Consider the following 25,629-nt stretch of genomic DNA (forward strand, 5'->3'; position numbering starts at 1 on the left):
TTGCATCGCACGATCGTCTATGCCGGGCAACAGCCGACCGACACCGTCTGGCTGACCCACGAACGCAATGCCATGATCGCGCTCGGCTATCTGGCCCAGGGCGTGCTCGGCACCAACACCATTGCCGACGGTCTCGCTGTGACGCCGACGCTGCCGGCCTCGATGGCTGTGCAGGTCGCTCCCGGATCGATCTACACCGTCGAGCCTGTCGACGCGACGGGCTACGGCTCGCTGCCGGTCGATGCGGTCCACACCGTCGTCAAGCAGGGCATCAGCCTCGACGTCCAGACCCTGACGCTCGTGCCGCCCTCGACGTCGGGCCAGGCCGTCAACTATCTGATCCAGGCCCAGCTGTCGGAAGTCGACGACGGCGACGCGGTTCTGCCCTACTTCAATTCGTCGAACCCGCTGACCCCGTACACCGGGCCGAACGGGTCTGGCGTTGCCCAACCGACCAGTCGCACCTGCAAGGTCGTCGTGCAGGCCAAGCCGGGCATCGCCGCAACGGCCGGCAGTCAGGTAACGCCCTCTCCCGATCCAGGCTGGGTCGGCCTCTACGCCGTCACCGTTGCCAATGGCGCATCTTCCATCGTCTCGGCGAACGTCGCCCTTCTGCCGACGGCGCCTCTGGTATCGGTGAAGCTCCCGGACCTGCCGAAGTGGGTTCAGGCCGGCGCTTGGCAGTATGCGGCGGACACCGGCACCGCCAACGCCATGTCGGTGACGTTGAGCCCGCAGCCGTCGGCTCCGCCGGCCGCCTTCTTCGTCCGCAAGATGGCTTCGCCGAACAGCACCGGCATGACGATCACGATTGCTGGTGTCGGCACGTTTGCGCTTCTGAACGCTGACGGCACCGCGCTCGGCAACGGGGCAATGACAGGCAACTATCTCGCCCATGTTGCCTTTGACGGTACATCCTACCGCTTCATCAACACCACGACTTCGACCTCGGTCGGCTCGTTCTCCGGAACCTCAGGCGAAGGCATCAACGTCAACGGCTCTGGTGTCGTTGCCCTCAATCTACCGAGCCTGACCGATCAGCCCAACATCGTCGCGGCTGACCTGCTTCCGTTCTACAGCCAGGGCGATGCTCACCACCGGGTTCTGAAATATTCGGAACTGCTGGCGGTCGTGAAAACTGGTCTGCCAGGCTCCCTCCTGAATATTCGCGTCTTCACGAGCACGCAGACCTTCACCAAGACGGCCGGCGCAAGGACCGCGCTCGTAATGGCGACGGCGCCTGGTGGCGGCGGCGGTGCGGCAGCTGGCGGCGACCTTGTCGCATCTGGCGGCGGCGGTGCTGGTGAGACGGCGTTCGCCTTCGTCGACATGACCTCGGTCACGACAGTGCCGATCACCATCAATCCTCCTGGCCTCGGTGGTTCCAAGTCCGGCAACGCCAGCATGAACGGTGCCGATGGCGGCCAAGTCTCCTTCGGCACCTACGCTGTCGCCAACGGCGGCAAGGGCGGTCTCAGGAATGGCTCGCAAGCCTATGCACAAGGCGGCGCTGGCGGATCTGGCGGCACCGGTCTCTGGACCGTTGACGGCGGCGGTGGCACGTCCGGCGACAACACCTCATCCGGTTGCGGCGGTAACTCCTTCTGGGGAGCTGGCGCGCGCGGGCTCGTATCGAACACGCTCAACGCCGGCACCGGCAACGGCTTCGATGGCGGCAAGTATGGCGGCGGCGGTGGCGGCGGTGAGAACCAGGGCGGCGCGGCTGTCACTGGCGGCACCGGCGGCCCGGGCGTCGTCATCGTGATGGAATTTTCCTGATCTTCAGTTCACGTCCGACCAACTGGGCCCCGCTTCGGCGGGGCTTCTTTTTGGAGCTCTGATCATTGCTTATCGACCGCCGCGACGTCGGCACCATCGCCCTCGCCGTCGGTCTGATCTGGGCGGCCGTAGCAATTGATCCAGCCCTGGGGGCGGAACGCGGAATCGCGAGCTGGTATCAATCTGGGCACCGAACTGCCAATGGCGAGGCCTTTCGCCCTGACGGTCTGACGTGCGCCAGGCGCCGAGGCCGCTTCGGCTCGATGCTGCGTGTCACCGATCGCAGGACCGGACGATCAATCGTCTGTAGGCTGAATGATCGTGGGCCGGCAACCTGGACCGGCCGAGAAATCGATCTGTCGCGGGGATCCGCTCGCTCGCTCGGTATCCTCTCCGCCGGCACGGCCAAGGTCAAAATCGAGGTTCTGAAATGATCCGCATCCTCATGCTGGTGACAGTCGTGCTTGCCCTGACGTCCTGTGCCTTTTGCTATTCCCCGTCCGCCTGCGGCGCCAAGCGCGATGCTGCGATGTGGGGCGCGGTCTCGAAGGAGATCCGCAAATGGTGAGGCTGCTGCTGATTCCGGCGTTCGCCATCCTGAACCATGCGCGTGGCGGAGGCGCCTGGCTCGGCGTTTCTGCCCTGCTGGAGAAGCTGCCCGGGCGCGGGATCTTCTACGCCGCCCCTCTATCCGCTCTGGCGGCGTGGCCGGCGCTTGGCTGGCGCGATGCCCTGATCTTCGGCCTGACCTATCTGCTCTGGGGAGTTCCAGAGTGGGGTCGCTGGTACACACTGAACCGGGAACCCCGTTCGATCAGCGGAGAACCGGCCTGGTGGGCCGCTATTCTTGAGAGCCTCGCCGATCAGATCCCTTGGGGCCAGATCACCGACACCTACCAGGATCCGCCGGACCAGGATGGAGAGCCAGGGGACGTCCATTCCTATCTGCGCAACGACTACGCCTGCTTCACGACCAGGAACACTGTCCTGCTGGCGCCGCTCGCATTCATATCGCCTTGGCTCATCCTTCTCGGCCCTCTCCAAACGGTCGCCTATGAGATCGGACACCGGATCAAGCACCCCGGCGGCATCCCGCTTTGCGAGCTGCTGTTCGGCGCCGTGATCGGAGCTGCTCTTGCCCTAGTCGTTTGAGGAGCGACCCGGCCTTGTGCTCTCTGGCAGGGAACAATAGACCGGGCCGCGTTGCCAGCAACATCCCTACTGCCAGCGCGCCAAGAACGGCCGAGCGCGTGATTTAGTTCCGCGGCGATGCGCCTCCGCGCAAGCGCCTGATATCGCCCCACGAATCCAATCGTAAAAATTAGCAAGGCCCCCAATGAGCGACACCCTCGCCCAATCGATCAAACTCGTCTTCGGCTCTGAGGGCGGCTATGTGAACCATCCGCGTGATCCGGGCGGCGCCACGAAATACGGCATCACGGCCGCGGCGCTCGGCGCATGGCGCAAGCTGGGCCGCAAGGCCATGCCCACAGAAGTTGCCGCCCTGCAACTGCCGGAGGCCACGCGGATCCTCGACGTCCAATATGCGCAGCCGATCCGGTATGCCGATCTGCCGGCCGGAGTCGACTACGCGCTGTTCGACTATGCAGTGAACTCGGGCCCGGTGAAAGCGGCCAAGGATCTCCAGGCCTGCCTCGGCGTCGCCGTCGATGGCCATATCGGTCTGCTGACCATCCAAGCCGTGCAGGGGGTAACTGACCGCAAGGCTCTGGTGCGCAAGCTTTGCGCCCGTCGCCTCGGCTTCATGCACCGCCTCAAGACCTGGGTGACGTTCGGCCGTGGCTGGACCAACCGAGTCAATCACGTCCAGGCAACCGCGCTGGCCATGATCAAGTAACCGCGCCCGGCGGCACCGGGCAAATTCCCCTGATCAGGAATCCATCACATGAACCGCTTCTATCTCGCGGCGCTGCTGGCGCTCGCGCTGGTGACGTCTGTCTTCTTCCATCCCCTCGTCGGCCTGGTGGTCTTTTCGGTGGGCGTCGTTGCTCCTCTCCTCCCGGCCTATGCCTGGGCCGGCGCCGTGGCGCTGTTCGCCCTCGCCGCTCCGGCGCTCGCTCAGACGGCAACCGCGGCCGCCGACACCGCCGTTTCGATCCCTTACGGCGACTGGATCAACAGTATCGGCACGCTCATCCTTGAGATCGTCCCTGTGGCGCTGCTCTGGCTCGTCCGGAAACTGCCGGCGAGTATCGGCCAGATCATCTCCACAATGCAGGTCGACCAGCTTCTGACCAAGGCCATTGGCTATGCGATCAATGCCGTCGAGGGCGCCACGGCGGGCAAGACGCTGAGCGTCAATGTCGGCAACGCCGTTCTCGCCCAGGCGCTGAACTATGTGACAATCCAGGCTCCGCAGTGGCTGATCAACTGGATGGGCGGCCTCGATGCCATCGCGCAGAAGATCATCGCCCGGCTCAACCTCGATGCGTCCGCAAGCGTCACCACCGTCAACGGCACGCCGGTGATCACCGGAAGCACGCCGGCGCCTGCACCCACCGCTGCGCCTGCAGCCGCCCCTGCTGCCGCATGAGCGCGTTCTGGTCTGCGCTGCTGGCTCTGTTCCTCGATGCCTTCGGCAAGGCCGCCACCGATTGGCTGACGACCTGGCAGACCCAGCAGAAGGCAGATGAGGCGATCGCGAACGCGGCCGTCTCATCCGCCGCCACCGAAACCCAACAGGTCATCACCGGAGTAGCCGATGCGCGCTCGCAACTTTCTCCCGCTGGCTCTGCTGGCGATCTGGCTGCCGAGTTGCGCGCACGTGCCGCCGCCGAAAGCAGTGGCAGCGGTACCGGCCAAGGCAACCAACCGGCGGGCTGAGATCCAGCGCCAGCTCGCGCCGATCTGCCCAAACCCTTTGCCGGCAGCCTCGCTCAACCGGGCCGCCGACTATCTGGATGTTCACCCCGATGCTTTCCCAGTAATTGGGGATCTCGATCGATTGGATCGCGAGGCCAGGCTATGCCGAGGCCTTCCAGCTGGTCCCTAAAGGACAAACTGCGCAATGGCACGGCACCGCTCCTTCGCATTCTGGGATTGGGGATGATGGCAAGATCTTATGGAGAAGCGGAATTGCACCGTTCCGTTGGCGAACTCGATGCCAGGGTCGAGATGCTACGGGAGGACCTGCAGACGGTCATCACCGAACTGAAGCAGGCTAGCCTGGAAAACCAGCGGATCCTGCAGAAGCTCGACAAGGTCGAAAACAAGCTCGATCCGCTGCCGGACGCAGTGAGCAAGCACGATGCCCGCATCATGAAGCTCGAGCAATTCGACGGGAAACTGATGGGCGTTGTAACGCTCGCCGGTATCACGATCTCAGCCATCGGGACCGGATTCTGGATGCTCATAACGAACTTTTCGGCCGTGGTGTCGTTCGCCAAGAAACTGTTCGGCTGGGATCCCTGACGCCTTTTCAGAGTTTTATATTTTGCCGCACCTGACAGCGGTACACTCGCCCCTGGTCCTTCGGGATCGGGGGCGCTTTTTGCGTTTTGGCGTAGCTCGACAGGCTGACCAGCACAAGCAGACGAACCAAACATGCGCCCCCGCTGCAGCGGGGCTACGAGCTATCGTTCCCGCCTGACAGCAATTTCTCGACATCCATTAGGGATGGAAAGCCCAAATTAAAAGGGAGTGGCGGATCACGGGATTTTCACGAAGATGCATGCAGCACTCCAGCCCCGCCACCGATCTCGCCACTCCCCTGCCCCTGACGGGACCTCCAAAATTAAGCTTCCCACTGGTAGGGAGAACGATCAATCCATATTCGATGAAGGATGACGACGAGACGACGGGCAACAGCAGTACGGGCAATCTTCTTGCCTCGCCGTTCTGCAAGTTGGACTCCCCAGACTTTCAGTGGAGTGGGTCTCGTATTCGGCCGAAGAATTGCGGCGGAGGCAGATCGCATTATGTGCCGCAAATAGTTGTCGCCATATCGGGAAATGCTGCCGCGCCGGTCCGTACCTCCGGATTGATAGGTTCGTGGAGTGAAGCCGAAATGAGCTCCCACCGATCTGGACCGCTTAAATCGGCCAGGATCGTCGACGGCGGACCGAAACACCAATGCCACCAACGGTCCGACGCCCGGCACAGTCATCAATAGCTGGCAGACCTCATCCGAATGGGCGGCTGCGAATACCTGTTTGTGGAGAACCTCGAACTGTTGAGCGAGGGACTGCCTGACCAACAACAAAGGTTGGACCACCTGGCGCAATGGTGGCTGCCTATCGATAAGCTTTTGAACGCTAGCATGGAAAGCCTTGCGCGAAATTCGCCCCAACTTGTGCCCGAACGAGCGCAGAAAAGCTCTGATGCTGAGTTCTGTTGCGATCAGCTTCACCTGCAAAAACCTACGGCAATTCAAAAGTCCCTTGATCAATTGCCCGTCTACCGGCTTGACGTGGACGGCCTTAAACACGCCGAACCGCATTATCTGAGCGATGCCATGCGCATCATTGCGATCGGTCTTGTTTAGGCGTGCTTTCAGCACGGAATGAGCGTGCCTGGTCTCGATGCATGTTACCGGGAAGTTCCGCAGTTTCAGCTCCCGATAGAGCCATTGCGACATTGCACCGGCTTCCAGTCCAATCGCTGTGCATCGTCGTTTTTCCTTGGAAAGAAACTTCGCAATTGGTTTGGGAGAGCTTTCCACTTTGCCTTCTCGGACCACCTTGCCTGCATCGTCGATGATGCAGACGCTTGTCGAGTCAACGGAAACATCCAGGCCGACGAAAAACTTCACTGCGCTGCTCCAGTTGAAACTTCCAGAGACGCATAATGAAGTTGTTTGCAGGGGGAATGACATTGCAAGAGGCGACTGGGAGTTGGCCAGCGAACACAGCACATAAACGCAAAAAAATTATCGCGCCGCCCGCCGTGGCAATGAGAGTTCGCGGAACCGAGCTCTCTGATCATTAATGGCGAGATCAATTTGAATGGACGGTAAAATTTCACCACAGCCCACGCGTGATAATAGCGAGTGCAAAGACATCACAGAGGAAGGCCGCAGAATCATAACACGTCGGCGGAGGTAGCCAATTGCCACTGACCGTATTGCAAGTACCCTAGGAAATATGTGGCTAGAGGCAATTTTTGCTTTGAATAGAATTTAGGTTTAAACCACCGCGATTCATATTTCTGGGGTGGTATAAACACATGCCTAAGGTTTCTATTGGCGTACCTGTCTATAATGGTTCGCCGTATATACGCGACAGCCTTCAAAATCTGGTGGATCAGACCTTTAAAGATTTCGAAGTGATCATATCAGATAATTGTTCGGAAGATGATACCGCCGATATATGTAAGGAATTCTGTGAGAAAGACTCTCGCTTCCGCTATATTCGCCAGTCCGAAAATATCGGAATGGTTAGAAATTTCGAATTCGTGTTGAGAGAGTCGAAATCTGAATATTTTTGCTGGCGGTCATACGACGACTTTGCCGATCCGGACTATATTGAGTTTCTCGCAAACGTTCTCGATAAGAGCCCTGAGGCGACCCTGGCGGTTTCCGAGTCGGTTTGGTACGACTACGAGAACAATTACGAGAAGACTTTTAAGGTGAATCCGACCGTTGGGGCTTCGCGAGTTGCGGCATTGAAGAAGCTGCTGATCAGATGCGCGGGCCCGTGGTTTTACGGCCTCTATCGGAGAGAGAAACTCATCCCCCATTGGGAATATTCGCGGGACAATATCGGCTTCTTCGGGCACAACAGCGACATCCTCACAATTGGCAGATTAGTTGTAGAGGAGGCCGTCGTCGCCGAGTCCGGCAGCAAGGTTCATCTCCAGAGATTTAAATGGCGTGATCTAGGAGAGAATTATCACAGCATCGAGAATAGAATTCGGTCGCTCAAACTGGCAAAAGACCACCTTTGGCCTTCGCTGAAGAAGGTGAACGTTAATCCGCTCGACAAGTTGGTTTTGTACATCTTGTTCGCGCGGTTCCTCGATAAGAAAATTGTTCGCATCAAGCCTCTGCTCAAAGACATGTTGAAGCGAAAATTCGCATAGAGCGATCCAGCCCCTCCGACCTTCGGGTCGGAGGGGCTTTTTGCGCTCTAACCTGCGGGAACGCGTTTCTTTTTCGTTCGGATCAGAGCCATCGGAGTTCCATCTTGGCGCGAAATCAAGGATGCGATTTCACTGCCTTCCGCACTCTCCACATGGTCCAGCACGGCGAACTTCAGCGTCTCGCTCGCGTCGCTGTTAGCGAAATAGGCAACATCTCGCGACACGGTGCTGTGCTCGGCAGCCCACTGATTACCCTGCTTGAAGAAACGCAGCTCGCAGATGTCGGCGATGATCGGATATGCCGCGAAGTACAGCAGCCCTACCCCATTGATGTCGTGGTAGGGATTAATCTGGTAGTCGCACTCGAAAATCGACGGCTTCGGAGAGACCTCCCGAAGGGCCCGGTATTCCTCGAGGAAAGCCGGCTTTTCGAACAGCGATACAATCGGTGAATCGGACGGAATATCGGGCTGTCCTTTGAGGAGAGACTTATTCGACCCGGACGCGGCCCTTTTTGAGAAGCTCGACATCGCTTGGACCGTGAAGGACTTGGTTCCGGCCTCGCCACGATACTCGCCAATGAAGATCCCCGCCCCATACCGGGACATGCTCCCGGAGATCCGCAGCGCCTCATTTTCGGCGTAAGAAGAAAGTGGATCGGAATTCGATATCGCGATGCGTGTGAACGTCGCGTAGAGCCTATTTCCGATCTCGTCGGTAATTCTCGCCGAGGGTTGCCGGAGCCCCTGAGAGATGAGCTCCCAATGGATGTCACCGAGCTCCTTAAAGAGCCACGACTCAGAAAGGCCGCTCAGGGCCATCTGGGGCATGCCTATGCTATATTCCCGGGTAACATTCGAAGCGCTCACTGTAGCTTTGGGCGCCTCGATGGGCTTCGGACTGACAATGGCGGCGATATCAGCTGGAGACCGCACCTTCATCCAGTCGCGATCAGGGATGGGCCGGCCGAGCTTTATTTCGATCCCGGTCCGCAAGCTGATGAGGTCGAAGCTATCAACGCCAAGCGCCTCGAAAGTCGATGAAGCAAGGGCAGGTTTATAGCCAATGATTTCCGAGGCAAAATAGTCGTCAAGCTTAAGCATTGATGGCATCCTTCGACTTCGCTACCGGGCGATCAAAATCTGCGTCCGACTTTGTGACGTAAAACCCCGAGAAGTCGCACATTTCGGCGAAATTCTCTCTGCTCCAATAAACCAGCGTGGTCGTAGGCGGATCGCGCATCGTCACCGGATGGAACAGATGCGGGAATCGCAACGATTGGTCGTCGAGGGCTGAGAACCAGCCTTTGGCGAGGGGGTGTTTACCCACCCTGGTCGAGCTGCAGAAGAAGTCGGCGATGTCGATGCCGTTGTCTCGACTGAAGTCATCGACAAAATCAAAGGCAGCGGAAACAGCCTCATCATCACCAAACAGATCAACGACATGCAGAATCCTGATCCCCGGAACTGCGTCCTCGATCCGCAATGCCACAACCGCCTGCGCCTGGCCTTTGGTGATTGTGAATACCCGATACGCAAAAATAGGGTGGTTCAGATATCGCCAGGCCAGGTGCTTGGCATCGCGGGCAAAACCATGATGGAGTTGGGAGAACCTCTCCCAGATTTGGTCGGCGGCCGCGACATCCTCGTGGACTTGATAATCATCGTGCTCAACCGTCGGCGTCCACCTTTGTTGAAGTTTTCGCGCCAGCGGATCCACAGTACCGATTTCGGAAACCGCCTGTAGGTTATACGGGCGAAGGTACCTGGGGATGGCCCGCTGGATGCGAAATCCAGATCTCAGGAAGACAGGCAACGAGAATTTGGTCACGCCCATCGCGACCAACGTGTCGTATTTTTTGGTGAGCTCGTTCATCATTAGTGCGCCGACGCCGGTCGAGCGGTAATCATCGGCGACCACCCAGGTCGTGAGCTCGGCGCCGTGCGAAGCCTTCCCGGCAAGGTTGAATGGCCGAGGAACGACGCCTGTTACGCCGGCGATTACCTCGGCATCGTTATCAAAAGCAACCAGCAAATCGTCGCTTCGCCCCTGAGCGGATGGCGGCTCTAAGAACTGCCAGTCGTAGAATTGAGCCTCCGCCAATATCGTGGGTCTACCCCAGGATGCCTTATAAAATTCCCGGATCTGCTCATCGGATACCCCGAAAAGCTCCGGCTTACCTACCAACAAAGCCACCGTTGCCCCACCAATAATTCACGTTGAATAAAAATTAGCGCCCCCTTCCCTTGCTACCTTTCAGAAGCAATCGAGGCAAGTAATCAACACTGAATCGTGATCGGAGGAACTCTAGATATGTGGGGACCCGAGCGCAACGTCGCAGCAGGGCTTTAGCATCTTTGTACCTCCCCCCGTCTCGATGCGCACTAAGCGAACAAAATGACCTAGGTCACCGCTTCGAGCGATAATACGTTGTCGCCCCGACCGTGGTGGTCTGCTCGTCGATTGCGCTGACCTCTTTGCCGTTCAACAGCCATACCAGGCCCATGACGTCGTAGCGGGTCAGCGGCGCCACAGGATGCAGCCCGAACAGCTCCTCGGCCGTCCAACCAAGATCGGCGGCCTGGTCGCCCCAATCTGTCAAGAACTCAACCGCGTCCTGCTTCGCCTGCTCCCAGCGCCGCGGATCCGGCGTCGGGTTCTCGCGCAGCAGCTTGGCGAGTTCGTCAGCGAATGGACCGGAATAGGCTGGAGCTCGGGCAAGGGCGGCTGGCATCGGCGTCTCTCCATCAATCGGCAGATCGAACAGCTGCTCAGCAGGGTCGGCCATTTTCTCTGCCTCTCAACGGACTCAGCGCCGGAACGGTGTAGATTCGGTTTCTGTTCGCACCCAGACGACGACCCACCTGGTGCCAAGCTTCCCGTCCTCCGGCTCCAGTCTGAAGCTCAGGTTCGCGACACGAACGATGATCGCAGTGAAGGTCGCGGTGACGCAGAATGCGCCAAGGCCAGCGGCCTCGCCCGGCACGATCTCTGGCGGCTCACCGGGCAGGATCGTTGCCGGATGATTGGGCCAAAGCATCTGCCTCAAAATCATCACGCCGCCGCGGCGCAGTTCGGGCCAGGGCGTCATCTCTCCGCAGTACTCGCATTCGCCGGCCGAGGCACGACAACCAGCTGATCATCTGGCAAGGGACGCTGCAGCGCCTTCGCTTCGGACCAGGGCGCGCGCATCCAGGCATCACGTTCCTCGGCGGTGGTCAGGATCACGGGCATCGCCTTGGCGTGATGGGGCTTCACAACCGCATTCGGCTCAGTCGTCAGGAAACCGAAGACATCGGCTGTGACCTCGCCCTCCTTCACCTTCCGCACTGACGTCCAGTTCGTCCAGATGCCGGCGAAAACGGCCAAGGGCTTGTTGTCGTTGAGAGCGAACCACTTCAGGGCTTTGCCGCCCTTCTCGTTCTTCTCGCTGTCCGAGTATTCGGAAAAGGCGGTGAACGGAACCAGGCAACGGTTTTCCGGGCCCAGCCATCGGCGCCAGTGAGGCGAGGCAACGTTGCGGATGTTGGTGACGCCAGGATCGGTCTTCTTCCCCTCCAGGAACTTCGGAGGCGTCGGCATTCCCCAGCGCGCCAGCACGAGCTCGCGGACGCCATCGGCGCCGTCTCGAATGATCGGCGACGGATAGTCGGGGTAGACGTCGACGGCCTCAGGCCAATTGATCGTGTCGCGGATGACCGGACCGAGTTGGCGAAGCTCTTCCTGGGTCATCTGCTGGTTGAACAGGTTGCACACGACAGCCTCCCTTACCGATGCGGAAGCGTCGTATCACCCCGCATCTTGCGATTTTCCTCGCACTCTGCCGCGAGTTTCTTGGCGCTTATGCCGAGCGCAAAGCTCGCAAATTTGGCAGGCTCGCGCCAGCCTTTGCAGATAGCCTTCGCGGCAACCTCCTGCGCCTCCTGCCAGACGCCAGCGATACGAACCTCGCGATCGGTCAGATCGACGTCGAGACCGAATTCGATGCTTTCGAGCTTGAAGAATGCGGCGGCAGCCTGGGCGGGAAGGCACATGTTCTCCTCGAAGAATGCCATGGCCGCCTGGTGGCCGTTCTCGAGCTCTTCCTTGGTGGCACTTGGCACATAAACAACGAGCTTCCTGGTGTCGCCGGGCTGCAAATTTCCCTCGAATTGCGCATTCAGGTTCATTTGGTGCTCCTGCTGATTGCCATCGATGGCTGCGGATGAGCGGGCAGCATACCGTGAACGAAATGAGAACAAAAGACTCGACTCGCGAAAAAAGCGAGCGTAGCCTTTTTGCAATCGACACATTGGATGGAGGCTCTGATGTCCGGCATTCACTTCGGTCTCGACCCCGACACCGCGCCAACGGCAGATGAAGCACGGCTGGTTAAGGATGCAATTCAGATCTGCGGTTCGCCCAAGCGCGCCGTTCTCGCGCTGATGCGAGTTGTCGAAGGCCTCACAAACGATCTGGCCATGAGCCAACGGCTGCGCGGTAATCCGCTGCCCGATGACGTTTTTTACGCCGCCCCCAACGCCGACATCAAACGCGGCGAGCATATTTTGTACGACGAGCCGAAGCGACAGTGACGAGGGCCGAAATGAAGATCTGGGACTATCTCGAAAGGCCCGATCGCAGCATCGCCACACAGGCCGAAGAGGACGCGCTGCAGAAGGTCATCGCGGAGTGCGGGGCCGCGAATACGGCGCTGCTCTGGCTCTATCGCGTGGCGCTGATCTCGCATCAGGAGAACGAAGAGTCGCTTGATCGCATAGAGCGCCTTGGCCGGCTCCATCGCGCGGAAATCCGAGAACTACAGGGACTGCCGCCCGAAGAGTGGCACGATCCGTACAGGGCTCCTCAATGACCCGACCGGCCCAGGAGCCGGTCGACGATGATCTCGAAACCAGTGTAGACGACGCAATCGCAGCCTGTGAGGGCGACGCGAGAGCAACTGTGCGCGTCCTGCTGGTAGCGCTGCATCATTGTCAGACCGAGCTCGAAGAACGAAACGAACAGATCGCTCAACTCGCGCGCGATCTCTCGCGCGGCTATTCCCGCGGGCGCTGGGAGGGCTTCCTGACCGACGGCGACGTGCCGATCTCGGATAAATCGGACGAGTGATATGGGGAGAGATAACCCGCCCCAAACGATCCACCAAGCGCTTGAGTTCGGCTGGACGCATCTGTCCATCGTGTGCCGGCGATGCCGGCATGAAGGTCAGATTGATTTCGAGAAGCACATTCTGCGCCGGCCCGGCTCGCTCTTTGGGCTCTTTGATCGCACGGTGTGCGCCAAGTGCGGGGCGCGGCCGACTACCGCAAGCTTAGCCTTCAGATTGGCCGACGACAGATGGCACACCAAGCGCGTCGATTTCTTCGAGGGTATGGTGATCCGTCCTTCGCGGGAGTGACATGAGACGAAACGAGCTACGTGCCTCTGGCATCGACTACGGCTGGCCCCACCAGATTCGCATTCCTCAAGAAACGTGCGGAGGCAGAAACTATGATGTGGTCCATGGCTTTTGCCGGGACGAAGGCATGAGTCTTTGCCCACGGGGGCACTCGGTCAGCCGGGATGCCGTGCACTACTCCGTCTTCTGCTTTGCCGAGCGAGAGCATGCCGAACGCTTTCAGGAGCGCTTTGGCGGCGAGTGGTTCGACCGCAAAACCTGGAACGACGAGGAGCGAGCTGCTTACATGGCGCGCAAAGGGCTTCACAAGGTGCGCGGCCGGTGGATACTAATCGGGGTCACTCCAAATACTCTGTCCCGGAGAAAGGCTTGAGCCCCTCCTTTTCTTAAAACCCCGGAATTGGATATATTCCTGATGGCTTAAAATAGACACCCGTCAACTTCCATCCGCCTGTCGTTCGAAAGAAAGAGTACTTAACGAACAGAAACTGATTTCCCGGATTTTCCGGTGTATCTGGAAGATTTATATAATATATTTTGACATCAATATCGCTTCCGTACTTTCTATCCTCAATTAATCCGATCAAATTCGGCTTACCTGGCAATAATGCTAATTTAAGAGCCGCCTTGGTTCCATCTATCTGAAGCTTAACCTCATTTGTCATGGGAAGAGATATATATTTGTTTATATAACCTGAAACGCAATCTGCATCTGCATTTGAAAAGCAGCCGTTAATTGAGGTTGTAACTTCATCCATATCTTTAATTGTGGGCGACTGACCGAGCGCGGTCTCAGCCAGAAACATCGAACACGCGAATGACAAACCAAAGGCGAGCGCTTTCATCGTTATTCTTACCTTTTTACCACAAAAATAACCAACGCCGCCCCAGATCGTCAGTATGGGTACGCCGAATACAATCAGCAAGTGATAAAATTTGAGATTCAGCTGCGTTACCAGCAAGTGAAGAAATTGGCAGGGAAATTCGGACGCGACAGCTTACCTGCCCTTCAGCATTCGCCGTCTCTCATTTGCGAACGCGATCATAGCGTCGGTCCCGGCGTCCGCGGCCTTCATCAGCATGTGATGATCGGCCAGGCTCTGCAGCGCGACAAAGATCTCAAGCGTATCCCACCCTGCCCGCTCCGCTCGCTCGACCAGGTCTTGGAAAGAGCGCTCCAGCGCCTCCTCGCATTCCAGCAGGCGGTCGGAGATGTCAGCCGTTCTCTTTGGGCCGGCGATCGGTGCGCTCATGGAAATTCATACTACAGCACCACTGCGGGAATTGCATTGGCCTCGAAAAGGTGCGACACACGCCAGCGAAAAGCCTAACAATTCCCCTCCACAAGGTGCGACGTCCGAGTGGCATAACTAATTGATTTTGCACAATCGTTAGTAGCCCCTAGGGCGCGCCACATTTTCGAACCCAAGCATCGATATCAGCCAAATATCTCGCGAATTCGATGCTTTGGTTTCCGCACGTCTCCCATGACAATCGCTGACATCTCCCAGCCCATCATCGCCTTCGTTCGCGCGCATGAAGGCTGGGGTACTCTCGTCGTGTTGCTGCTGGCCTTCGGGGAATCACTCGCCTTCATCTCACTCCTGCTGCCGGCAACCGTCATCCTGCTCGGGATCGGCTTCCTGATCGGCGAAAGCGGCATGTCGCTCTGGCCCTTCTGGGCGGCGGCGGCGCTAGGAGCCTTTCTCGGCGATTGGCTGTCCTATTGGATCGGCCTGAAGCTCGAGCATCGCGTGGCCCATTATTGGCCGCTCACACGCTATCCGGACCTGCTGCCGCGCGGCCATCGCTTCTTCGAGAAATGGGGGGCGCTCGGCGTCTTCTTCGGCCGCTTCCTCGGGCCGCTCAGGGCCTCGGTGCCGCTGGTGGCCGGCATCTGCGAAATGCCGGCGCTGAGCTTCCAGCTCGTGAATGCCGCCTCGGCCGTGATCTGGGCCTTCGGCGTGCTGGCGCCCGGTGCCTTGGGGCTCAACTGGCTGCAAACGCTGTTCTGATCGGGTTCGGATGCTCCGACATCTTCGGAACCCGATCTGGAAAGCTCACACCATCAGCCGAACCGGCGCCTCCAATTCTCCCTTCACCGTCTTGATGAAGGCGGCGGCATCGAAGCCGTCGACGATGCGGTGATCGAAGGAGGACGACAGGTTCATCAGCTTGGCGACGACGATCTGCCCGTCCTTCACCACGGGTCGCTCGACGATCTTGTTGACGCCGACGATGGCGACCTCGGGCGGATTGATGATCGGCGTCGCGGCGATGCCGCCGAGCGCTCCGAGGCTCGACACCGTGATGGTCGAGCCGGTCAGCACCTCGCGGCTCGCCTTGCCGGCCCTGGCGAGTTCGCTGAGCTTGGCAATCTCGGTGGCGAGCTGGTGCAGGGTCAGCAATTCGGCATGGCGGATCACCGGCACCACCAGGCCACGCGGCGTCTGCGTCGCCACGCCGATATGCGCGGCATTGTAGCGGCGGATCACCGCGGCGTCGGCATCGTAGCGGGCATTGACGATGGGATGCTGGGCGATGCCGCGCACCATGGCCTTGATCAGGAAGGGCAGCAGGGTCAGCTTCGGCCAGCCGACGGCTGCGGTGTTGATCTCGGCGCGCGCCGCTTCGAGGGCGGTGACGTCGATCTCCTCCACATAGGTGAAATGCGGCACGCTGCGCTTGGCTTCCAGCATGCGTTCGGCGATCTGGCGGCGCAGGCCGATCACCTTGATATCCTCGATGCCCTCATCGCCGGCCGTGGGCGGGGGCGGCACAGGCGGGCGGGCCGTCGGAGCCGGGGGCACAGCCTGGGACTGGGGCTGGCTGCGGGTCAGATAGTCGTCGAGATCGGCATGCTCGATGCGCCCCTCGGGACCACTGCCGCGGATCGTGCTGCCGTCAAGCCCGAGGGCGGCCAATCGGGCACGCACGGCGGGCGCCGCCAGCACCTTGCCCGACCCAACCGGGGCGGCCGCCGAGGGCGACACGGCAACCGGAGCGGCGACCCGCGCCGGAGCCGGAGCAGCCTTGGCCGGCGCCTTGGCGGGCTTGGTCGGCGCTGATGTTGGAACAGGTGCCGGTTCGGCGGCGGGAGCCTCGGGCTTGCCGCCGGTATCGATCACCACCAATTCGCTGCCGATCGAGGCCATCACGCCGACCTCGGCATGACGCGAGAGGATGCGCCCCGAAACGGGCGAGGTGATCTCCACCGTCGCCTTGTCGGTCATCACATCGACGAGCGGATCGTCCTCCTGGATCTCCTGGCCGATCTCCGCGTGCCAGGCGACGATCTCGGCCTGGGCGATGCCTTCGCCGACGTCCGGCAATTTGAACACGAAATTGCTCATGATCGTTTCCCTCAGCCTGCCATCACTTTGCGCATGCCTTCCCCGACCCGCTTCGGCCCCGGGAAATACTGCCATTCGAACGTATGCGGATAGGGCGTGTCCCAGCCGGTGACGCGCTCGATCGGCGCTTCGAGATGGTGGAAGCAGCGTTCCTGCACCAGTGCCGACAATTCTGCACCGAAACCGCCCGTCCGTGTCGCCTCATGCACGATCAGGCAGCGGCCGGTCTTCTTCACCGATTCCTCGATCGTCTCGATGTCGACAGGCAGGATCGTCCTGAGATCGATGATCTCGGCATCGATGCCGGTCTCCTGCGTCGCCGTGAGCGCGACATGCACCATGGTGCCATAGGCCAGGATGGTAAGTTCGCTGCCCTCCCGTGCGATCGCAGCCTTGCCGAGCGGTACCTTGTAGTGTCCCGCCGGCACGTCGGCCCCGGCCTGGTCGGTCCAGGGCTTCAGCGGGCGGTCGTGATGGCCATCGAAGGGACCGTTGTAGAGGCGCTTGGGCTCGAAGAACAAGACCGGGTCGTCATCCTCGACCGCGCTGATCAAGAGCCCCTTGGCGTCATAGGGGTTGGACGGGATCACCGTCTTGATGCCGCAGACATGGCTGAACAGGCCTTCCGGGCTCTGGCTATGGGTCTGGCCGCCGAAAATGCCGCCGCCATAGGGCGAGCGGATGGTGATCGGCGAGGTGAACTCTCCGCCCGAGCGGTAGCGCAGGCGCGCCGCTTCCGAGACGATCTGGTCGAAGCCGGGATAGATGTAATCGGCGAACTGGCACTCGACGATCGGCCTGAGGCCATAGGCGCCCATGCCGATGGCGATGGCGATCAAGCCCCCCTCGGCGATGGGGGCATCGAAGACGCGCTGCGAACTGTAGCGCTGCTGCAGGCCGTCGGTGCAGCGGAACACGCCGCCGAAGAAGCCGACATCCTCGCCGAAGATCAGCACGTTGGGATCGTTCCTGAGCAGGACGTCCATGGCCGAATTCAGGGCCTGCACCATATTCATGGCGGGCATTATTCGCCCTCCTTCTTATGAGCGGCGTCTTTGGTGGCTTCGAAACGGTTGAGTTCCGCCAGCTGTTCCTTGAGATGCCAGGGCATTTCCTTGAAGACGTCCTCGAACATGGTTTCGGTGCCGTGATGCGGCCCGTCGCTGAGAATGCCGTGGCGCTGGGCCTCGGCATTGGCGGCCTTGACTTCGGCCTGCAATTCCTTGGCCTGCGCCTGGTGGCGCTCCTCGTTCCATTCGCCCAGCCCGATGAGATGACGCTTCAATCGCTCGACCGGATCGCCGAAGGGCCAGTATTTCTCCTCGTCGCCCGGGCGGTAGCGGCCGGGATCGTCGCTGGTGGAATGGGCGGCGACGCGATAGGTGAAGAGCTCGATCAGGGTTGGGCCATGGTTGGAGCGGGCCCGTTCGGCAGCCCAGCGCGTAACGGCATAGACGGCGAGCAGATCGTTGCCGTCGACCCGGATGCCCGGCATGCCGAAACCGATGGCACGCGAGGCGAAAGTCGCCTCCTCGCCGCCGGCGACACCCTGGCTGGACGAGATCGCCCATTGATTGTTGACGAGATTGATCAGCACCGGCGCGTGATAGACGGAGGCGAACACCATGCCGTGATGGAAATCGCCCTCGGCGGAGGAGCCGTCGCCGATCCAGGCCGCGGCGATGCGGCGATCGCGCTTATAGGCCGAAGCCATGGCCCAGCCGACGGCCTGCGGCACCTGGGTGGCGAGATTGCCGGAGATGGAGAAGAAGCCGGCCTCCTTGGCCGAATAGAGTACCGGCAATTGCCGGCCCTTCAACCGGTCCTGCCCATTGGAATAGATCTGGGACATCATGTCGGTCAACGGCCAGTTGCGCGCCACCAGGAGGCCCTGCTGGCGGTAGGTCGGGAAGCACATGTCGCCGGCTTCCAGCGCCAACGCCTGGCCGACCGCCACCGCCTCCTCGCCCGTGCATTTCATGTAGAAGGAGGTCTTGCCCTGGCGCTGGGCCTTGAACATCTGATCGTCGAAATAGCGCGTCAGCATCATGGCACGCAGGGCCCTGCGCAAGGTGTCGGCGTCGAGCTTGGGGTCCCAGGGGCCGACAGCCTTGCCCTCGTCGTCGAGCACCCGGACGAGGCCGAAGGCGAGGTCCCGGGTTTCGGAGGCGACCGCAGTCACCGGCGGGCGCTGGGCCTCGCCCGCCCCCGGCAGGTTGAGATAGCTGAAATCAGGCGTATCGCCCGGCCGGAAGCGGGCTTCCGGAATGTGCAGGCTAAGCGTGGTCTTCTTGGTCATCGAGCGGGCGCTCCCAGGACTTGTTGCTGTCCGGCTGGCGTGAGGTTGCGTCTGGTCGGGTCAAAACTCGGCGATGGCTGGCTTCCTGGTCATTCCGTGCGCGATGCGGCATGAAATGCTGCCTCGCAGACCCGGGATCGCTCTGAGAATGAGCCAAAATCGGCTTGCGATCCCCGGACCAAACCTTTGGTTTGGTCTGACTGCAGCGCATCATTGCGTGCTGCGATGCGTCCGGGATGACCCCGTGTCCGGCGCTGTCAGCTCGTCTCGCGGAATATCTCGCGGCCGATCAGCATGCGCCGGATCTCGGAGGTGCCGGCGCCAATCTCGTAGAGCTTGGCGTCACGAAGAAGGCGTCCGGCCGGAAAATCATTGATGTAGCCATTGCCGCCCAGGGCCTGGATCGCCTCGAGCGCGACCTTGGTGGCATTTTCGGCCGAATAGAGGATGCAGCCGGCGGCATCCTTACGCGCGACCTCGCCGCGGTCGCAGGCGGCGGCCACCGCATAGCTATAGGCACGCGAGGCATTGTAGAGGGTGTACATGTCCGCGAGCTTGCCCTGCATCAGCTGGAAGGTGCCGATGGCTTCGCCGAACTGCTTGCGCTCATGCACATAAGGCACGACGAGGTCGAGAGAGGCGGCCATCAGCCCGATCGGTCCGCCCGACAATACCACCCTCTCGAAATCGAGGCCGGACATCAGGATGCGCACGCCATCGCCGACCTTGCCGAGCAGGTTGGCTGCAGGCACGAAGCAATCCTCGAACACCAGCTCGCAGGTACTGGAGCCGCGCATGCCGAGCTTGTCGAGCTTGGGCGAGGTGCGGAAGCCGGCAAAACCGCGTTCGACGATGAAGGTGGAGATACCCTTCGGCCCGGCGGCCGGATCGGTCTTGGCATAGACGACCAGCACGTCGGCGTCCGGGCCATTGGTGATCCACATCTTGGTACCGTTGAGGACAAAACCGCCTTCACGGGCCTCGGCCTTGAGGCTCATCGACACCACATCCGAGCCGGAACCGGCCTCCGACATCGCCAGCGAGCCGACATGCTCGCCCGAGATCAGCTTGGGCAGATAGCGCTGCTTCTGGTCCCGATTGGCATGGCGGGTGAGCTGGTTGACGCACAGATTGGAATGGGCGCCGTAGGAAAGTCCCACCGAGCCCGAGGCCCGGCTGATTTCCTCCATGGCGACGCAATGGGCGAGATAGCCCATGCCCGAGCCGCCATAGTCGGATTCGGCGGTGATGCCGAGCAGGCCGAGGGCACCGAGTTCGGGCCACAAATCGCGCGGAAAGGCATTGTCGCGATCGATGGCGGCGGCCCGCGGCGCGATCCTCTCCGCTGCGAAGCGCTGCACCATGCGGCGCAATTCCTCGACGTCCTCACCGAGATTGAAGTTCAGGCCGCCATCATACATGAGCCCTCTCCCTGCTATTTTATCTTGGCCGCCAAGGCCTGCCCTGCGCGCGAGCGCGGGGCCGAGCCGAGCGCTGTGCAGACAGCCCTGCCGGCAGCCGCGACCCTATCGAGATCGACCCCGGTTTCGACGCCCAGGCCATCAAGCATGTAAACGAGATCCTCGGTCGCCAGGTTTCCGCTCGCCCCCGGCGCATAGGGACAACCGCCGAGGCCGGCGACGGAGGAATCCACCACGGTGACGCCGAGTTCCAGGCAGGCCAGGACATTGGCGAGCGCCTGGCCATAGGTGTCGTGGAAGTGCACGGCGACGCGCTCGATGCCGATCTCGCGCGCCACGGCCGCCGTCATCGCCCGCGCCGCATCGGGCGTACCGACACCGATGGTGTCGCCGAGCGAAATCTCTTCGCACCCCATCGCGGCCAGGACTGTCGCCACCGAAACCACGGCGGAGACAGCCACCCGTCCCTCATAGGGGCAGCCCAGCACGCAGCTGACATAGCCCCGCACCTTCAGGCCCTTGGCCCGGGCCTCGGTCACGATCGGCCGATATTCGTCGAGGCTCTCTTCGATGCTGCGATTGATGTTGCGGCGGCTGAAGCTCTCGGAGGCGGCGGCAAACACGGCGATATGCCGGGCCTTGGCCGCGAGTGCATCGGCAAAACCACGGGCATTGGGCACCAGCACGGGTAGATCGACCTGTCCCGCCAAGGAGGACAGCCCGGCCAGCACGTCAGCGGTCTGCGCCATCTGCGGCAGGTTCCTGGGCGAGACGAAGCTGCCGGCCTCCACCGTACGCAGCCCGGCTGTCGCCAGGTCGCGGATGAGGGCGATACGGGTCTCGACCGGTAACACCCGGCTTTCGTTCTGGAGGCCGTCGCGGGGACCGACCTCGAAAATCTCGACGCGTTCGGCCCGGCTCACGGCTCGATCTCCAGCACTACCAGTTCGGCGCCGGCGACGACCTGATCGCCCACCGCGACATCGACCATCTTGACGACGCCGGCGCGCGGAGCGGAAACGGTGTGTTCCATCTTCATGGCTTCGATCACCACCAGGGCCTGCCCCTTCTCCACCGCGGTACCCACCGCCGCGCTAACCGACAGCACCAGGCCAGGCATGGGCGACATGATACGGCCGGCCCCCTCGCTTTCGACGCCGCGCGGCTTGCGGGGATCGCGCAGGCCGAAGGCATAGGATCGGCCGTCCACGAAAAGGGTCAGGGTTTCGCCGGACAGGACCGCACGGGCCTTGAGCACGCCCTCGCTGATGCGCAACCTCGCCGTTCCCTGGGCATCGAGGTTGCCCTCGACAATGACGGCCCGATCGGCGAGATGCAGTTCATAGCCCCCTGCCCGCCAGACGGCATCGACGCCGATCGGCGTGTCGCCCCAGGCCAGATCCAGCTTGCGGCGAGCCGAACCGGACAGGCGCCAGCCGTCTGTCTCGCCCCAGGGAGAATGGAGATCGGCCGGATCGGCCGCCTTGGCCAGGCGCTCGGAGGCCCGCAGGGCGACGAAGGCCGCCGCTGCGACCACCTCGTCTGACAGATGCCGGGCTGGTGCCAGCAGATCGGCCTGATGATGCTCGATGAAACGTGTGTCGACCCCGCCTTCGGCAAAAGCCGGATGGCGGATGATGGCGGCAAGGAAATCCCGATTGGTATGGGGCCCGACCACTTCGACGGCATCGAGGCCCGCTCCGAGCCGGGCGATGGCTTCGGCGCGGTCGACGCCGGCGGCGATCACCTTGGCGAGCAGGGAATCGTAATGCATCGAGATGGTGTCACCACTGCGAAAGCCGCTGTCGATCCGCAGGCCGGCGAGGCCCTCTGGCAAGGCCAGATGCTCGATCCGGCCGATGCTCGGCAGGAAGCCGCCGGCCGGATCCTCGGCACACAGACGCGCCTCCAGGGCATGGCCCGCGCAGGTGATCGCCTCCTGCGCCAGCGGCAGCGGCGCGCCGCCTGCCACCCGCAACTGCCAGGACACGAGATCGAGGCCGGTGACCGCTTCCGTCACCGGATGCTCGACCTGAAGCCTCGTATTCATCTCCATGAAATAGAAATGGTCGTCGGCAACCAGGAACTCAACGGTGCCGGCGCCTACATAATCGACCGATCGCGCACAGGTGATCGCCGCCTGATGCAGGCCCGCCCGCAAGGCCGGTGGCAGGTCCGGTGCCGGCGCCTCCTCGATCACTTTCTGATGGCGACGCTGCACCGAGCAGTCGCGGTCGAACAGATGCACCGTATGGCCGTGGTGGTCGGCGAAGACCTGCACCTCGACATGACGCGCGACCTGCAGATAGCGCTCGATCACCATGCGATCGTCGCCGAAAGCGGAGCGCGCCTCGCGTTGGGCCGCCTGCAGCTCTGTTGGCAGATCCTCGACCCTGGCAACGATATGCATGCCCTTGCCGCCGCCACCGGCCGATGGCTTCAGCAATACCGGAAAGCCGATGGCCTCCGCCGCACGCGTCAATGTGTCGAGGCTCTGGTCCTCGCCCTCATAGCCCTTCAGCACCGGCACGCCAGCTGCGGCCATGCGGGCGCGGGCCTGCGCCTTGTCACCCATGGCCAGGATGGTTTCGGCCGACGGCCCGACGAAGGTGATGCCCTCGGCCGCGCAGGCCCGGGCGAACTCGGCATTCTCGGCCAGGAAGCCATAACCGGGATGGATGGCATCGGCACCGCTGGCCTTGGCAGCGGCGATCAGCTTGTCGATCGACAGATAGCTTTCGCGCGAAGGCGCGGGGCCGAGACGCAACGCCCGGTCCGCCAGCGACACCGCAAGGCTGTCGGCATCGGCATCCGAATAGACGGCGACAGTGCGGATGCCCATGGCGCGGGCCGTGCGAATGATGCGTACGGCGATCTCGCCGCGATTGGCGATCAGGAGCACGCGAACGGGTCTGGGCTGATGAGCGGTCATGGCATCCATCCCGGCTTGCGCTTGGCAAAAAAGGCAGCGAGGCCCTCGCGCGCCTCGGGCGAAGAGCGGATCGTGGCGATGCGCCGAGCGCTCTCCTCGATGCGCTCTGCCGTGATGGGCCCAGCCATGTCATCAGCCAGTTTCTTGGCGGCGGCGATGGCCTCCGGACCGCCGGCGAAGATGTCCGAAAGGCAGCGTTGCACTGCTTCGTCCAGCGTTTCGGGGGCCGCTATTTCATGGATCAGCCCGTATCTCAATGCATCTTCGGCCGAGAAGCGTTCGGCGGTGAGGAAGAGGCGGCGCGCGGCGCGCTGGCCGATCGCCCTGACCACATAGGGACTGATCGCGCCAGGGATCAGGCCGAGGCGCACCTCGCTGAGGGCGAATCGCGCCTGCGGCACGGCAATGGCGATGTCGCAGCAGGCCACCAGCCCCACGGCGCCGCCGAAGGCCGCCCCCTGCACCTTTGCCAGCGTCGGCTTGGGGCAGGTGTCGACCACCCGCATCAGCTCGGCGAGCTGCCGGGCATCGGCGAGATTGTCCTCCGGCAAGGCATCGGCGGCACGGCGCATCCAGGCAAGATCCGCCCCGGCCGAGAAGGCCTTGCCCTCTGCCTGCAGCAGCACCGCCCGCACCGTTGCGTCGGTGCCCGCCTCGGCAAAGGCCCGTGTCAATTCGGCGATGAGGCCGTCGTCGAAGGCGTTCAGCACCTCGGGACGGTCCAGCGTCAGGACCGCGACCATCCCGTCCCGCTCCACCCGCAGGCTCACATCCGGAACACGCCGAAGCGTGTCTCCCTGGCTGGGGCATTCCGCGACGCCGACAGGGCCAGCGCCAGCACCATGCGGGTCTCGGCAGGATCGATGATGCCGTCGTCCCATAGCCGCGCCGTCGAGTAATAGGGGTTGCCCTGCTCCTCATACTGGGCTCGGATCGGCGCTTTGAAGGCCTCCTCGGCCTCAGCATCGATTTTGGACTCATCGGTTCCGGCCGCATCCCGCCGCACCTGCGCCAAGACATTGGCGGCCTGCTCGCCCCCCATCACGGAAATGCGGGCATTGGGCCACATCCACAGGAAGCGCGGATCATAGGCACGGCCGCACATGGCGTAATTGCCGGCGCCGAAGCTGTTGCCGATCACCACGGTGAATTTCGGCACGTTCGCTGCCGCCACCGCCGCCACCAGCTTGGCGCCATCCTTGGCGATGCCGCCCGCCTCATAGTCCCGGCCGACCATGAAGCCGGTGATGTTCTGCAGGAAGAGCAAGGGAATGCCGCGCTGGCAGGCAAGCTCGATTAAATGAGCCCCCTTCAGCGCCGACTCCGAAAAGAGAATGCCGTTATTGGCGATGATGCCGACGGGATAGCCCCAGATCCGGGCAAAGCCTGTGACCAGCGTATTGCCGAAATCGGCCTTGAACTCGTCGAACTCCGAGCCATCGACCAGCCGGGCGATGACCTGCCTGACATCATAGGGCTTGCGCGGATCGGCGGAGACGATGCCGTAGATCTCGCTAGGATCGTAAAGGGGCGGCTTCGGCGCCTCGACGTCACCGACATCATGCTTGCGCCGGTTGAGATTGCCGACGATCTCCCGCGCAATGCCGAGGGCATGCGCATCGTTCTCGGCAGCATAGTCAGCCACGCCCGAGGTTCGGGTGTGAGTATCGGTGCCGCCCAGCACCTCTGCACTGACTGTCTCGCCGGTAGCCGCCTTCACCAACGGTGGCCCTCCGAGGAAAATCGTGGCCTGGTTGCGCACCATCACGACCTGATCGGCCATGGCCGGCACATAGGCGCCGCCCGCGGTTGAACTGCCCATCACCACGGCGATCTGCGGGATGCCGGCCGCCGACAGGCGCGCCTGGTTGAAGAAGATGCGGCCGAAATGCTCGCGGTCGGGAAAGACCTCGTCCTGCTTGGGCAGGAAGGCCCCACCCGAATCAACCAGATAGACGCAGGGCAGATGATTTTCGGCAGCGATGGACTGCGCCCGCAAATGCTTCTTCACCGTCATCGGGAAATAGGTGCCGCCTTTCACCGTGGCATCGTTGGCGACGACCATGCATTCCTGGCCCGAGATGCGGCCGATACCGGTGATCAACCCGGCGGCTGGTACTTCGTCGCGATAGAGGCCGAAGGCGGCAAGCTGGGAAAGCTCCAGGAAGGGGGCCCCGGTGTCGAGCAGCAACTCGATGCGGTCGCGCGGCAACAGCTTGCCACGCTTGAGATGCTTTTCACGGGCGGCAGCCGAACCGCCGCCACCGGCGCGCTGATTGCGCTCCCTCAGTTCAGCGGCGAGCGCAGCCAGTGCGTCGTGATTGCGCTGGAACGTCTCCGACCGCCGATCGACGGCACTCCCTATGACCGGCATGCAGATCGCCTTGCCTGTTGCAAGCCGCTTGCGG

The 25,629-nt window shown here is 61.8% G+C and carries 30 protein-coding genes; 13 read left to right on the forward strand and 17 right to left on the reverse strand.

Going from position 1 to position 25,629, the window contains the following annotated elements; all coding sequences use genetic code 11:
* The 8 genes from ACIGJE_RS18640 to ACIGJE_RS18675 all read left to right on the forward strand — a co-directional run bounded on the left by ACIGJE_RS18640 (position 1) and on the right by ACIGJE_RS18675 (position 5,211).
* A complete protein-coding gene (locus tag ACIGJE_RS18640; RefSeq protein ID WP_483678373.1) occupies positions 1-1,779 on the forward strand; it encodes a glycine-rich domain-containing protein in 1,779 nt (592 codons plus the stop codon).
* Positions 1,780-1,844: 65 nt separating this feature from the next.
* Complete coding sequence (locus tag ACIGJE_RS18645) at positions 1,845-2,213, forward strand: septal ring lytic transglycosylase RlpA family protein (protein WP_483678375.1); 369 nt, start codon at positions 1,845-1,847, stop codon at positions 2,211-2,213.
* The gene (locus ACIGJE_RS18650) at positions 2,210-2,347 is read left to right on the forward strand and encodes a hypothetical protein (RefSeq protein ID WP_483678376.1); all 138 of its coding nucleotides are present in this window, start codon (positions 2,210-2,212) and stop codon (positions 2,345-2,347) included. The genes ACIGJE_RS18645 and ACIGJE_RS18650 overlap by 4 nt, the downstream gene beginning before the upstream one ends.
* Positions 2,341-2,931 carry a hypothetical protein gene (locus ACIGJE_RS18655; RefSeq protein WP_483678377.1) on the forward strand — a complete coding sequence of 197 codons (591 nt, stop codon included), beginning with the start codon at positions 2,341-2,343 and terminating at the stop codon, positions 2,929-2,931. The genes ACIGJE_RS18650 and ACIGJE_RS18655 overlap by 7 nt, the downstream gene beginning before the upstream one ends.
* Before the next feature lie 184 nt (positions 2,932-3,115).
* Positions 3,116-3,637: a glycoside hydrolase family 108 protein gene (locus tag ACIGJE_RS18660; RefSeq protein ID WP_483678379.1), complete on the forward strand. Its 522-nt coding sequence runs from the start codon at positions 3,116-3,118 to the stop codon at positions 3,635-3,637.
* A 48-nt stretch (positions 3,638-3,685) separates the two neighbouring features.
* Positions 3,686-4,333 carry a hypothetical protein gene (locus tag ACIGJE_RS18665; RefSeq protein ID WP_483678381.1) on the forward strand — a complete coding sequence of 216 codons (648 nt, stop codon included), beginning with the start codon at positions 3,686-3,688 and terminating at the stop codon, positions 4,331-4,333.
* Positions 4,330-4,623 (forward strand): hypothetical protein, encoded by a 294-nt coding sequence (locus tag ACIGJE_RS18670; protein WP_483678382.1) that lies wholly within the window; start codon positions 4,330-4,332, stop codon positions 4,621-4,623. Before ACIGJE_RS18665 ends, ACIGJE_RS18670 begins: the two co-directional genes overlap by 4 nt.
* 252 nt (positions 4,624-4,875) lie before the next feature.
* A complete protein-coding gene (locus ACIGJE_RS18675; protein WP_483678384.1) occupies positions 4,876-5,211 on the forward strand; it encodes a hypothetical protein in 336 nt (111 codons plus the stop codon).
* Positions 5,212-5,533: 322 nt separating this feature from the next.
* Here the strand turns inward: ACIGJE_RS18675 and ACIGJE_RS18680 are convergent, their stop codons facing one another.
* Positions 5,534-6,550 carry an IS110 family RNA-guided transposase gene (locus ACIGJE_RS18680; RefSeq protein WP_483678386.1) on the reverse strand — a complete coding sequence of 339 codons (1,017 nt, stop codon included), beginning with the start codon at positions 6,548-6,550 and terminating at the stop codon, positions 5,534-5,536.
* 413 nt (positions 6,551-6,963) lie between these two features.
* Between ACIGJE_RS18680 and ACIGJE_RS18685 the strand changes: the two genes are divergently transcribed.
* On the forward strand, positions 6,964-7,818 hold the full coding sequence (locus ACIGJE_RS18685) for a glycosyltransferase family 2 protein (RefSeq protein ID WP_483678388.1): 855 nt from the start codon (positions 6,964-6,966) through the stop codon (positions 7,816-7,818).
* A 47-nt stretch (positions 7,819-7,865) separates the two neighbouring features.
* Here the strand turns inward: ACIGJE_RS18685 and ACIGJE_RS18690 are convergent, their stop codons facing one another.
* The 6 genes from ACIGJE_RS18690 to ACIGJE_RS18715 all read right to left on the reverse strand — a co-directional run bounded on the left by ACIGJE_RS18690 (position 7,866) and on the right by ACIGJE_RS18715 (position 11,987).
* Positions 7,866-8,921 (reverse strand): Pnap_2097 family protein, encoded by a 1,056-nt coding sequence (locus ACIGJE_RS18690; protein WP_483678390.1) that lies wholly within the window; start codon positions 8,919-8,921, stop codon positions 7,866-7,868.
* Positions 8,914-10,014, reverse strand: coding sequence for a GNAT family N-acetyltransferase (locus ACIGJE_RS18695; RefSeq protein ID WP_483678392.1), 1,101 nt, complete (start codon positions 10,012-10,014; stop codon positions 8,914-8,916). Before ACIGJE_RS18695 ends, ACIGJE_RS18690 begins: the two co-directional genes overlap by 8 nt.
* 211 nt (positions 10,015-10,225) lie before the next feature.
* Positions 10,226-10,606 (reverse strand): hypothetical protein, encoded by a 381-nt coding sequence (locus tag ACIGJE_RS18700; RefSeq protein WP_483678393.1) that lies wholly within the window; start codon positions 10,604-10,606, stop codon positions 10,226-10,228.
* 21 nt (positions 10,607-10,627) lie between these two features.
* Positions 10,628-10,909 (reverse strand): hypothetical protein, encoded by a 282-nt coding sequence (locus ACIGJE_RS18705; RefSeq protein WP_483678394.1) that lies wholly within the window; start codon positions 10,907-10,909, stop codon positions 10,628-10,630.
* A complete protein-coding gene (locus tag ACIGJE_RS18710; protein WP_483678396.1) occupies positions 10,906-11,574 on the reverse strand; it encodes an SOS response-associated peptidase in 669 nt (222 codons plus the stop codon). Before ACIGJE_RS18710 ends, ACIGJE_RS18705 begins: the two co-directional genes overlap by 4 nt.
* 11 nt (positions 11,575-11,585) lie before the next feature.
* Positions 11,586-11,987: a hypothetical protein gene (locus tag ACIGJE_RS18715; RefSeq protein WP_483678398.1), complete on the reverse strand. Its 402-nt coding sequence runs from the start codon at positions 11,985-11,987 to the stop codon at positions 11,586-11,588.
* A gap of 138 nt (positions 11,988-12,125) precedes the next feature.
* On the opposite strand from ACIGJE_RS18715, the gene ACIGJE_RS18720 reads away from it, so the two are divergent.
* The 3 genes from ACIGJE_RS18720 to ACIGJE_RS18730 are packed head-to-tail and all read left to right on the forward strand — an operon-like array spanning position 12,126 to position 12,927.
* Positions 12,126-12,392, forward strand: coding sequence for a hypothetical protein (locus ACIGJE_RS18720; RefSeq protein WP_483678399.1), 267 nt, complete (start codon positions 12,126-12,128; stop codon positions 12,390-12,392).
* Positions 12,393-12,403: 11 nt separating this feature from the next.
* On the forward strand, positions 12,404-12,670 hold the full coding sequence (locus ACIGJE_RS18725) for a hypothetical protein (protein WP_483678401.1): 267 nt from the start codon (positions 12,404-12,406) through the stop codon (positions 12,668-12,670).
* Positions 12,667-12,927: a hypothetical protein gene (locus ACIGJE_RS18730; protein WP_483678403.1), complete on the forward strand. Its 261-nt coding sequence runs from the start codon at positions 12,667-12,669 to the stop codon at positions 12,925-12,927. The genes ACIGJE_RS18725 and ACIGJE_RS18730 overlap by 4 nt, the downstream gene beginning before the upstream one ends.
* 675 nt (positions 12,928-13,602) lie before the next feature.
* Here the strand turns inward: ACIGJE_RS18730 and ACIGJE_RS18735 are convergent.
* Positions 13,603-14,142 (reverse strand): hypothetical protein, encoded by a 540-nt coding sequence (locus ACIGJE_RS18735; protein ID WP_483678404.1) that lies wholly within the window; start codon positions 14,140-14,142, stop codon positions 13,603-13,605.
* 72 nt (positions 14,143-14,214) lie between these two features.
* Positions 14,215-14,469: a hypothetical protein gene (locus ACIGJE_RS18740; RefSeq protein WP_483678406.1), complete on the reverse strand. Its 255-nt coding sequence runs from the start codon at positions 14,467-14,469 to the stop codon at positions 14,215-14,217.
* Positions 14,470-14,703: 234 nt separating this feature from the next.
* On the opposite strand from ACIGJE_RS18740, the gene ACIGJE_RS18745 reads away from it, so the two are divergent.
* Entirely contained in the window at positions 14,704-15,231 is a 528-nt protein-coding gene (locus ACIGJE_RS18745) for a DedA family protein (protein WP_311934846.1), read from the forward strand.
* Between the two features lie 45 nt (positions 15,232-15,276).
* Here ACIGJE_RS18745 and ACIGJE_RS18750 read toward each other — a convergent pair whose 3' ends face one another.
* From ACIGJE_RS18750 to ACIGJE_RS18785, 8 genes are all read right to left on the reverse strand, one after another.
* Entirely contained in the window at positions 15,277-16,569 is a 1,293-nt protein-coding gene (locus tag ACIGJE_RS18750; protein ID WP_415081386.1) for a dihydrolipoamide acetyltransferase family protein, read from the reverse strand.
* A gap of 11 nt (positions 16,570-16,580) precedes the next feature.
* A complete protein-coding gene (locus ACIGJE_RS18755) occupies positions 16,581-17,594 on the reverse strand; it encodes an alpha-ketoacid dehydrogenase subunit beta (RefSeq protein ID WP_311934848.1) in 1,014 nt (337 codons plus the stop codon).
* Positions 17,594-18,868 carry a thiamine pyrophosphate-dependent enzyme gene (locus ACIGJE_RS18760; RefSeq protein WP_367622837.1) on the reverse strand — a complete coding sequence of 425 codons (1,275 nt, stop codon included), beginning with the start codon at positions 18,866-18,868 and terminating at the stop codon, positions 17,594-17,596. The genes ACIGJE_RS18755 and ACIGJE_RS18760 overlap by 1 nt, the downstream gene beginning before the upstream one ends.
* A 257-nt stretch (positions 18,869-19,125) precedes the next feature.
* Positions 19,126-20,289, reverse strand: a complete 1,164-nt coding sequence (locus ACIGJE_RS18765; RefSeq protein WP_415081389.1) for an isovaleryl-CoA dehydrogenase — start codon at positions 20,287-20,289, stop codon at positions 19,126-19,128.
* A 14-nt stretch (positions 20,290-20,303) separates the two neighbouring features.
* Complete coding sequence (locus tag ACIGJE_RS18770; protein WP_415081391.1) at positions 20,304-21,212, reverse strand: hydroxymethylglutaryl-CoA lyase; 909 nt, start codon at positions 21,210-21,212, stop codon at positions 20,304-20,306.
* Positions 21,209-23,221: an acetyl/propionyl/methylcrotonyl-CoA carboxylase subunit alpha gene (locus ACIGJE_RS18775; protein WP_415081393.1), complete on the reverse strand. Its 2,013-nt coding sequence runs from the start codon at positions 23,219-23,221 to the stop codon at positions 21,209-21,211. Before ACIGJE_RS18775 ends, ACIGJE_RS18770 begins: the two co-directional genes overlap by 4 nt.
* Entirely contained in the window at positions 23,218-23,964 is a 747-nt protein-coding gene (locus ACIGJE_RS18780; protein WP_311934853.1) for an enoyl-CoA hydratase-related protein, read from the reverse strand. The genes ACIGJE_RS18775 and ACIGJE_RS18780 overlap by 4 nt, the downstream gene beginning before the upstream one ends.
* A gap of 23 nt (positions 23,965-23,987) precedes the next feature.
* Positions 23,988-25,595: a carboxyl transferase domain-containing protein gene (locus ACIGJE_RS18785; protein WP_415081396.1), complete on the reverse strand. Its 1,608-nt coding sequence runs from the start codon at positions 25,593-25,595 to the stop codon at positions 23,988-23,990.
* Between the last annotated feature and the right edge of the window lie 34 nt (positions 25,596-25,629).

It is taken from the genome of Labrys sp. E2SS-1L (genome assembly GCF_057073705.1).